General features: G+C 46.3%; 11 protein-coding genes. 3 read left to right on the plus strand and 8 right to left on the minus strand.

From position 1 onward, the window contains the following. Positions 1–289 precede the first annotated feature (289 nt). The 7 genes from VZT47_RS08035 to VZT47_RS08065 form a co-directional block, all read right to left on the minus strand. Positions 290–934 carry a metal-dependent transcriptional regulator gene (locus VZT47_RS08035; protein WP_330224456.1) on the minus strand — a complete coding sequence of 215 codons (645 nt, stop codon included), beginning with the start codon at positions 932–934 and terminating at the stop codon, positions 290–292. Positions 935–1295: 361 nt separating this feature from the next. Next, a complete protein-coding gene (gene rnhA, locus VZT47_RS08040) occupies positions 1296–2033 on the minus strand; it encodes a ribonuclease HI (protein WP_330224457.1) in 738 nt (245 codons plus the stop codon). 163 nt (positions 2034–2196) lie between these two features. After that, on the minus strand, positions 2197–2754 hold the full coding sequence (locus VZT47_RS08045) for a 3'-5' exonuclease (protein WP_330224458.1): 558 nt from the start codon (positions 2752–2754) through the stop codon (positions 2197–2199). Positions 2755–2773: 19 nt separating this feature from the next. Beyond that, positions 2774–3010, minus strand: a complete 237-nt coding sequence (locus VZT47_RS08050) for a hypothetical protein (RefSeq protein ID WP_330224459.1) — start codon at positions 3008–3010, stop codon at positions 2774–2776. Between the two features lie 323 nt (positions 3011–3333). Next, the gene (locus tag VZT47_RS08055) at positions 3334–3468 is read right to left on the minus strand and encodes a hypothetical protein (protein ID WP_330224460.1); all 135 of its coding nucleotides are present in this window, start codon (positions 3466–3468) and stop codon (positions 3334–3336) included. Positions 3469–3508: 40 nt separating this feature from the next. Then, entirely contained in the window at positions 3509–3865 is a 357-nt protein-coding gene (locus VZT47_RS08060; RefSeq protein WP_330224461.1) for an ATP-binding protein, read from the minus strand. Positions 3866–3992: 127 nt separating this feature from the next. Continuing rightward, a complete protein-coding gene (locus VZT47_RS08065) occupies positions 3993–4556 on the minus strand; it encodes a hypothetical protein (protein WP_330224462.1) in 564 nt (187 codons plus the stop codon). Positions 4557–4946: 390 nt separating this feature from the next. On the opposite strand from VZT47_RS08065, the gene VZT47_RS08070 reads away from it, so the two are divergent. From VZT47_RS08070 to purB, 3 genes are all read left to right on the plus strand, one after another. Then, entirely contained in the window at positions 4947–5468 is a 522-nt protein-coding gene (locus VZT47_RS08070) for a hypothetical protein (protein ID WP_330224463.1), read from the plus strand. Between the two features lie 308 nt (positions 5469–5776). Continuing rightward, the gene (locus tag VZT47_RS08075) at positions 5777–7171 is read left to right on the plus strand and encodes an NAD(P)/FAD-dependent oxidoreductase (RefSeq protein ID WP_330224464.1); all 1395 of its coding nucleotides are present in this window, start codon (positions 5777–5779) and stop codon (positions 7169–7171) included. Next, entirely contained in the window at positions 7172–8464 is a 1293-nt protein-coding gene (gene purB / locus VZT47_RS08080; RefSeq protein WP_330224465.1) for an adenylosuccinate lyase, read from the plus strand. On the opposite strand, the gene VZT47_RS08085 is transcribed toward purB, so the two are convergent. Beyond that, positions 8461–8883 (minus strand): hypothetical protein (locus VZT47_RS08085; protein ID WP_330224466.1); only part of this gene is annotated, 423 nt, incomplete at its 5' end. The two genes, purB and VZT47_RS08085, sit on opposite strands and share 4 nt — an antisense overlap.

Raw genomic sequence — 8883 nt, forward strand, 5'->3', positions numbered from 1 at the left:
CACTTGGTCCCAAATCTCCTCGATTAATCTTTCTGACAATAGACAGTTTTTCCTTGGGACTTATTTCGTCTTTATTGACCATATTGCTACCTCCAAATAGGATTTTTATATTTCATACTCCTATTTACTGATAGCATACCATATTTGACGCGGGCCTCTTTCACTGATTACCATGAACTGAGAACTATATTTCAAGGGGGATTCATCAATTTATACCGCTGTCCTGATTTCTTACAGTAAAAAGCCTTCCGGCTCTCATGAACCGGAAGGTATTTTTAAAAAAGAATCATCAGTCATCCACATAAATCTGTTTTGCCGCTTTGTAGGAGAGGGTGATATCCCCGCCCGGCGTTTCGAGAAGGAGCGGTCCTTCGTAGGGTTCCTTTTCTTTGACGGCAATCGGCATACCGATGGTGATTCCTTTGGACTGGATGTAGTCCATCAGGGTATAATCTTCCATAATCCGGCGGATATGGGTGGATTCTCCGATATCCACGTCGCAGAGAAGACGGGTGGTGATGCCCAGACGGCTTCCGTCTTTTCTCGGTACCGGATCGCCATTGGGGCAGTGCTCCGGGTGTCCCAGAAAATCATCCAGTTTTTCTGCCAGTTTATCATTGGTCTGGTGTTCCAGGCCTTCGGCCATTTCATGGGCTTCGCTCCAGGAGAATTTCAGATTGTTCACCAGAAAGACTTCCCAGAGTGCATGGTAACGGAGAAGTCTCCCTGCTTCCCTCTTGCCTTTTCTGGTCATTTTACTGCCTTTATAGGCGGTGTAGTCCACATAGCCCTGTTTCTGCAGTTTCGTGATCATTTCACTCACGGATGGCGGAGAAACGTGGAGCATTTCGGAAAGCTCCTTGTTCGTGACCACATCATGAGTTTCACTGATCAAGTAAATGGCTTTTAAATAATCTTCTTTCCCCGATGTCATGATGATGCCCTCTTTCCTTATTGTTGTTATACAATGATTTCAGACACTTTCTTACCTCTGTTCTCATTTTTATTATAGGGTATATTTGAAACATTTACAAGATAATTTTTGAAAATTTTTAAGGTGATAGAAAATTTTTTTATTATTGAAATAAATATTTCATATTTTGGAAACTGAAAGAGAAAAATACGGTATTATTTTCGGAAAATGTTAACAATGAATAGATAGCGTTCAGTTTTGACGGCCGCCTTTCATGATTGGAAGGGCGTCCTTTTTATTATATAAAGTTTCATCAGATACAGAGGAAATCAAAAAAGCGCCTTTCTGATTTCAAGGCGCCACTTTCTCTGAAAACGGATCACTATTTCTGAAATTTCTCCGCTTCCCCTTTTGCCAGGCGGTCGCAGATTTCGTTATATTTCGTACCCACATGGCCTTTGGTCCATTCAAATCTGACCTGATGGCGGGCAATGATTTCATCCAGACCTTTCCAGAGGTCCGGATTTCTCACGTTCGTTCCCTGCTGCGTTTTCCAGCCGTTTCTCTTCCAGTTTTTTATCCAGTGAATGCCCTGCTGGAGATATTTACTGTCTGTGTAGAAGGAAATATGATGGACCGTCCCGTCATCGATGATTTTCAGGGCTTCATAGGCAGCCCGGAGTTCCATACGATTATTCGTGGTAGACGGTTCGCCTCCGGTGACATAGAGCAGTTCCTGTCCCATCCTGTCCAGAAAAACGGCAGCAAATCCGCCGGGTCCGCGGGGATTTACCAGGCAGGAACCGTCGGTGAAAATGGTGAGCTCCTTGGGAAGGTATTCTCCATTCTGATAAATGGAAGTATTTTTTACCGTGCGGCGGGCGGGATACTTCATTTCCGCCTCGGAGAGGGATAGTTCGGAAGAGGGAGAGGATGGACTTCTTGCAGGAGCAGGGGCAACAGGCTTTCCATACCACTTCTCCGCTTCTTCTCTCGTGAAAAATCCTTTATAAATGGCGCCGCCAAATCCCTGCACCTGGGGCTGGCAGTCCGCCCAGGAATAAAAAACACCGGTTTTGCGGCCTTTTTTGACGATGTAGTATTGTTTCTTTGCCGGCATAGTGCGCCTCTCTGTATGTTAGTTCATAGTTATCAGTTCATGGATTCAAGTGAATAAACTGAAGGACATATTTTTTGGATAACTGTACATTGGAGTTAATAATTAATAAGGGGAATGGCTTTCGGGTCATTCTTTTTCAATAATCGTACATTGGGGTTAATGGTTAATGGCTCATTTCCAGTCCCGGCACTTTCAGATGGCCCCGTTTGACCATTTCCCAAAAGCAGTAGAGCGTCGCTTTCGTATCGGCCAGGCTGTCATGCCAGTTTGTTTCGGGATAACCGTAATATTTCGCGCAGGTTGTAAGTTTCTGCCATTTCCAGGGACCGTACTCGGGATGGAGACTGGGTTCCCTGTATATTTCCGCAAAAACAGGCATGAGGTCAATCCGCGGGATTTTTTTTGAAATGAAAAGATTGCTGTGCCCCATCATTCTGAGGTCATAGCGGATATTATAGCCTACGAGAATTTCCGCATGATGCAGGAGGCTTCCTATTTCCTTCTTCTTTTCAAAGAAGGTGGGTTTATCCGCCACCATTTCGGGACTGATGTGATTGATGGCCTCTGCTTCGGGCCAGGAGGAAATAAAACGGGGGCGGAAATATTCATTCATTAGAATTTCTCCGCTCCCGTCGATTACGGAAAGCTGGAGTATTTCGGCTTTTCTGTCGAAGCCTGTGGTTTCCGTATCCAGTACAAGGATGTCTTTCTGATCAATCATAGGAATCTCCTTTGATAAATCATTCTTCTTCCATATCCAATACTTTTCTGTAGGCACCGCCGCTGGGCAGGTCTTCTTTTTTCATAGCCTGCCGGAGACGCCTGTTGAGAAGAGTACGCACTTTTTTCTTCGAGCCTCTCCGAAGGGAGGTCACGTCTTCTTCGTCCATGATTTTTTCGATTTTGTCTTTCCCGTACATCTTCCGGGCATACTGGCTGGGCCGGGTTTCCCGGGTCACTTTCTGCGGTCTCTTCATGGCGGCTTCCTTTCCTGCAATAATATATTATTATATCTGAATTTGGGGGATTTGCAAATAGAGGAAATGGAGGGGAAGAAACAGGGGACATCAGGTGTGACAGAAACGGCTGGATTTATAGTTCTCAGTTGTGGAGGACGTTTTTTATATCAAATTTAGCCATTTTCAAGGAAAATGATGTATGAAAATAGCCCGCTATCCATAGATGCGGGCTTCCTTTACTGATCACTATGAACTGATCACTGTATTTCCGGATATTTTTAAAGAAAGTATATCTATTTTTGTACACCCTCACTCCACTTGATAACTAAAGAGTTAAGAATTTATTTTTCATATAATTCTTCCAAGGAAATAAAAATTTCATTTTCTCCCGGAGTTCCCTCAAATCCCGAACGGCTGAAGAAACCATAGTGATGGCAGGGAAGGCCGGCTGCCGTGACCTGGGCGATTTCCTGCATTCTCCTTTCTTTTGTGACCGGACGATTCCTGAATTTTGCTTCATAGAAGATATATCCTTATACTGCGAAGATAGGGGTATTCATCGAGCACAAGAATCTGCGGTTCTTTTGCCCTCTCAAAGAAATAATCCAGAACTTCTTCCAGGGAATCAAATGCCAGACGCTGCTCTCCATAAATTTCAGAAATCAGGGAAGAAAGGCTGGAAACATGATTGATTTCCGATGTTTCTTTGCACTCATAGTACAGATGTGGAATCGAAGAGAGTCTCAGCGCTTTACGGATGATCTCACTTTTTCCTGCTCTCCGGCGGCCATAAATCAATATGGTTTCCAGATGATCGCTTTTGAAAGCTGTTTCCAGCCTTTGTAATTCGTCCTGTCTGCCAATGAAAGCCATAATTCCACCTCACTTTAGTCGGTTCATTTTTAGTCAGATTATTCCGACTAAAGTGTATTACAAATTTTCCTGTAAAAAAGGGCGCCCCTGTGATTTCAGGGTGCCCATTTTCACTAAAAATGAATCACTATTTCTTCCCCGTTTCCTCCTCGATTCCAAAGTCTTTTTCCATGACCGGAATCAGTTTCTCATATACATCTCTTTTGATTTCAGGAAATACGAGATAGAGGGAAGCGGTGCGGCCTTCTCTGAGAATCCGGCGGATGTAGTATCCTCTTCCTGCCTTTGTCCAGGAAAGGGTATACCGGTCATCCTGCCAGGTCATATGGGCCGACTGATCGGGCGCGGCATTTTCGATGTCTTTTCCTATATAGTCGGCAAGTTCCCATTTCATGGAATGATAAGCGCCGGAAAGGGAAAGTTCTGCCCCGTCTTCATCGGAAAGAAGAATGCCGTCCCCGTTCATCGGAAGTTTCACATTTCCAAAAGAAGCAGGAATGAGGCCGTGGAAATGGAAACGGGCATTTTTATATTCGTAGAAACCATTAACCTTTGCTGTTTCCAGAGTGATGGACTTCGGGAAAGGCTTTCCCTTTTCATAAAGGGTATTCGGCAGGGTCACGGACCGGGCAAAGACCGATGCCGGGAGAATTGCGAAAGCCAGGATGGCAGCAAGTAAAGATTTTCTCATAGGAAATCTCCTTTCAAGTACAGGATTTCTTTTTATATTTTATTAGAAATAGATAACCGATACAAATGAAACAGGAAATATTTTCTATTCCACATCAATTTTCCTGCTTTATAGGAATTAATTCCTGTCATTTTTCGCGTATTGAAGAAAATTGCCCCAAAGGGCAGAAATCTTCATTTCGTTTCATGGAGGAACCTGTTAGTCGTAACGTGAAAAAAATTCGTGGGTGTGATTGCCGTCAGCTATTTCCCATGAAGCCCCATGTACGGTATTTCATCCGGACAGCCTGAAAGTAATCCACCCGTTAACTGTTTATCATTTCCCTTCCCTGCAGCATCTCTATTTCCTGTGATATAATAAATCCATTAGAAAATAAGGAGGAAATATTTAATGATGAAGCGTTCCCTTCCGTCCCCGGAGGATCAGGTCCGGGGGATTCATTATAAGTACGATATTTCAGAAGAACGGGTGAAGGCAGCCCTGGAAAGCCACCGGTTTGGCGAAGTGGATCAGGCTGCCCTGCTTTCCTGCCTCTCCGGGAAATCCATGGAAGAAATCCTTGCCATGAGGAAGGATGATCCCTGGGGCGTGATCCGGAGGAAACTGGGATTTACGGCAGAGTCCTTCGAAGAAGCTTATCTCCGTCATCGGGCGGAAAGGCTTTCCCGTTTTTATGGGGTGGACAGGGAACGGGCCCTTTCCCTTCTGAAGGAAGGCTATCCGAACCACTGGATCCGCCTCGCCTGGCTTCTGGAGCAGCATACGGGGAAAACGATGGAAACCATCATCCATGGCAGAAAGAAATCGGAAAAATGGAAGCCCTGGGCCGAAAGAGAACTGGGAGTGCTGCCGGAAGATTTCACCCGCTGGATTGCCGGGACAAGAAATCCTTCGCTGCCGGTGAAGAAATGATTTAAAGTTATCAGTTCGCAGTTCATAGTTATCAGTAATGGCGGCCTGCATCACATTTGATAGCGGGCCATTTTTGTATGGTTCTTATTGGAAAGATATAAGTTTTATGAAAAACAAGTCATCTTTCCTGAAAAGGCCCGCCATTTCCGGTAATGGTTTATTGTATTTCCAAAAAGTACTTGAAAACAAAATCCCCCTCCTGTAAAATTAGAAAAGGGATAACTCTGTTATCCGGCCCCACGGAAGGGGCTTTTTTGTTGCCTGCTTTTCCCCGAAAGCATGCAAAATCTGTAAACAGGGGTGTTTTCATGAAAAATTTTGATGTCATTATCATTGGTGCCGGTCCGGCGGGAATTTTTACTGCCCTGGAACTGGCTGATACCGGAATGAATATCCTGATTCTGGAAAAAGGACTGGATATCCGCGAACGAATCGCTTTGAATAAAGACCGCAAGGCGCCTCCGAAGGACAGGCGGGCAAATATCGTCTCCGGCTGGGGCGGGGCCGGCGCTTTTTCCGATGGGAAACTGACCCTCACCACGGAATACGGTGGAAATCTGGATGATTATATAAATAAAGGGGAACTCTCCCGCCTCATTTCCTATGTGGATGATGTATACTGCCGGTTTGGCGGCAAAGGACGCCAGATCTATGGCGATGAACATCTGGAAGAAATGCATGAACTGAAACGGAAAGCCGCCGCTGCCGATTTAGCCTATATTCCCGCAAGAATCCGGCATCTGGGGACCGACGTGAACGGGGAAATCCTCACGAATATGAGAGATTCCTTCCCGCAGAACGTGACCGTGATTTCTGAGTGTCCCGCAGACCATATCCTCATCGAAAATGGACAGGTCAAAGGAGTGGAAGCGGGCGGAGAAACCTATCTCTGCCAATACCTGATTGCCGCCCCGGGGCGGGACGGTGCCGAATGGTTCACATCCGAAGCAAAACGGATCGGCCTCAGGACAGCCTCCAATGCCGTAGATATCGGAGTCCGTGTAGAATCTCCGGCGGAAGTTTATGAACCGATTACAAGGATTGCCTACGAATCGAAACTCGTTTATTTCTCCAAATCCTTTGACGACCGGGTCCGTACTTTCTGCATGAATCCTTATGGCTTCGTGGTGACGGAAAACAACAATGGCCTCATGACCGTGAACGGCCATTCCTATGCCCATAAAAAGAGTGGAAATACGAATTTTGCCATCCTTGTTTCCAAACAGTTTACCGAGCCTTTCCATGAACCCATCGAATACGGGAAATATATCGCTTCCCTTGCCAATATGCTGGGCGGAGGACCCATCGTACAGCGGCTGGGCGACCTTCGGGACGGGCGCCGTTCCACGGCGGAAAGAATCCGGAGAGGCCTCATTCATCCCACCATGCCAAGCGCCACGCCGGGAGATTTATCTTTGGTCTTGCCATATCGCTTCTTAAAGGATATTATGGAGATGTTCGAAGCGCTGGATGAAATCGCTCCGGGAGCCAATTCCCGCCATACCCTTCTGTATGGCGTGGAAGTGAAATTTTACTCCTCGAGAATCGAACTTTCAAACCAGCTGGAGACGAAGATTCCAAACTTCTTCGCCATTGGTGATGGCGCCGGAATCACCAGAGGCCTTGCGCAGGCCTCTGCAGCAGGCGTTTTAGTGGGCCGCGAAATCTGTGCCCGCATTGGGAAACCGAAGGGAGAAATTTAAATGATACCAAGGTACACACGCCCGGTTATGGGAAAAATCTGGGAAGAAAGAAATGAATGGCAGACCATGCTGGATGTAGAAATTGCAGCCTGCGAAGCCAATGCAGAACTCGGCCGCATCCCGAAAGAAGCAGTCAAAGTCATTAAAGAAAAAGCAGATTTTGATGTAGACCGGATTCATGAAATCGATGCCGTCATCAACCATGATATTATCGCTTTCCTGACCAATGTAGGGGAACATGTAGGAGATGAAGCCAAGTACATCCATATGGGCCTCACTTCCACCGATGTCAAAGATACAGGCCTCAATGTCCAGATCAAACAGGCTTCCGCCGTTCTTTTGGATGACCTTCAGAAACTGGCAGATGTTTTGAAAAGAAGAGCTGTAGAATTCAAATACACCCCCACCATCGGCAGAACCCATGGCGTTCATGCCGAACCCACCACTTTCGGTCTGAAACTCCTCCTCTGGTATTCCGAAACCCTTAGAAATATCGACAGAATGAAACGGGCCGCTGAAGAAATGGCAGTGGGTAAACTTTCCGGCGCTGTCGGAACCTATGCAGATATCGATCCCTTTGTAGAAAAATACGTCTGCGAAAAAATGGGCCTTACCCCGGAAATCATAGCCACCCAGGTCGTACAGCGCGATCACCATGCAGAATACATCGCAACTTTAGGTGTCATCGCCGGCACCCTTTCCCAGATGGCCCTCGAAATCCGCCACCTCCAGAGAACCGAAGTCAGAGAAGCAGAAGAATACTTCAGCCCGAAACAGAAAGGCTCCTCCGCAATGCCTCACAAGAGAAACCCGGTCAAATCCGAAAGAATCTGCGGCATGGCCAGAGTCATCCAGGGCTACTCCCTCCCGGCTTTCGAAGATATCCCGCTGTGGCATGAAAGAGATATTTCCCACTCCTCTGTAGAAAGAGTCATCATTCCGGATGCTACCATTGCCCTGGATTATATCCTTGACCAGACTACCGCTCTCATCGATAAACTCCTCGTTTATCCGGAAAAAATGCTGGCAGATCTCAACCTGACCGGCGGCCTGATTTACAGCCCGAGAGTGCTGCTTGCCCTCGTAGCCAAAGGCGCCTATCGTGATACCGCATACAGATGGGTACAGAGAAATGCCATGAAACGCTGGCTCCAGGGAGAAGACTTCTACGAAAATCTCTGCAAAGATGAAGACGTCAGAAAATACCTCACCCCTGAAGAAATCAAAGCCTGCTTCGATTACAAACCTATGCTCGTCCATGTGGACGAAATCTTCGCAAGATTCGGCCTTTAATTTTTAGAAAAGCCTCCCTGCCCATCCGGGTCGGGAGGCTTTTTTGTCAGGAATTTTGGATTGGGGAAGGTGGCGGGCATCAGAAAGATTGCCATTCTATTTTTTATGGAAATATAAACAGCCCTGCCGGCAATCACCGGATGAAAAAAACACCTGATAAAATTTAATAAAATTCTAATGATACAAATCGCGATTTTTGCTACTATATCCGTGAAAGCAACAAGAGCGAGGCCTCGGGCCGCGTTCCACCAGAATCTGCCAGGCGCCCAAAAATTTAAGGCAGATCCGGGACAAGACCCACGTGCTCTGAAGGCTTTCAAATCCTCGAGGAAAAAATCGAGTTTCCAATTATTTTTACAAAAGAATAAACTCCCAACAAACGAGAAAAAAGATTCTTCGGACCCGCGCCCCCCGCAACG

The sequence above is a fragment of the Dialister sp. genome, assembly GCF_036343215.1.
GTDB lineage: Bacteria > Bacillota > Negativicutes > Veillonellales > Dialisteraceae > Dialister.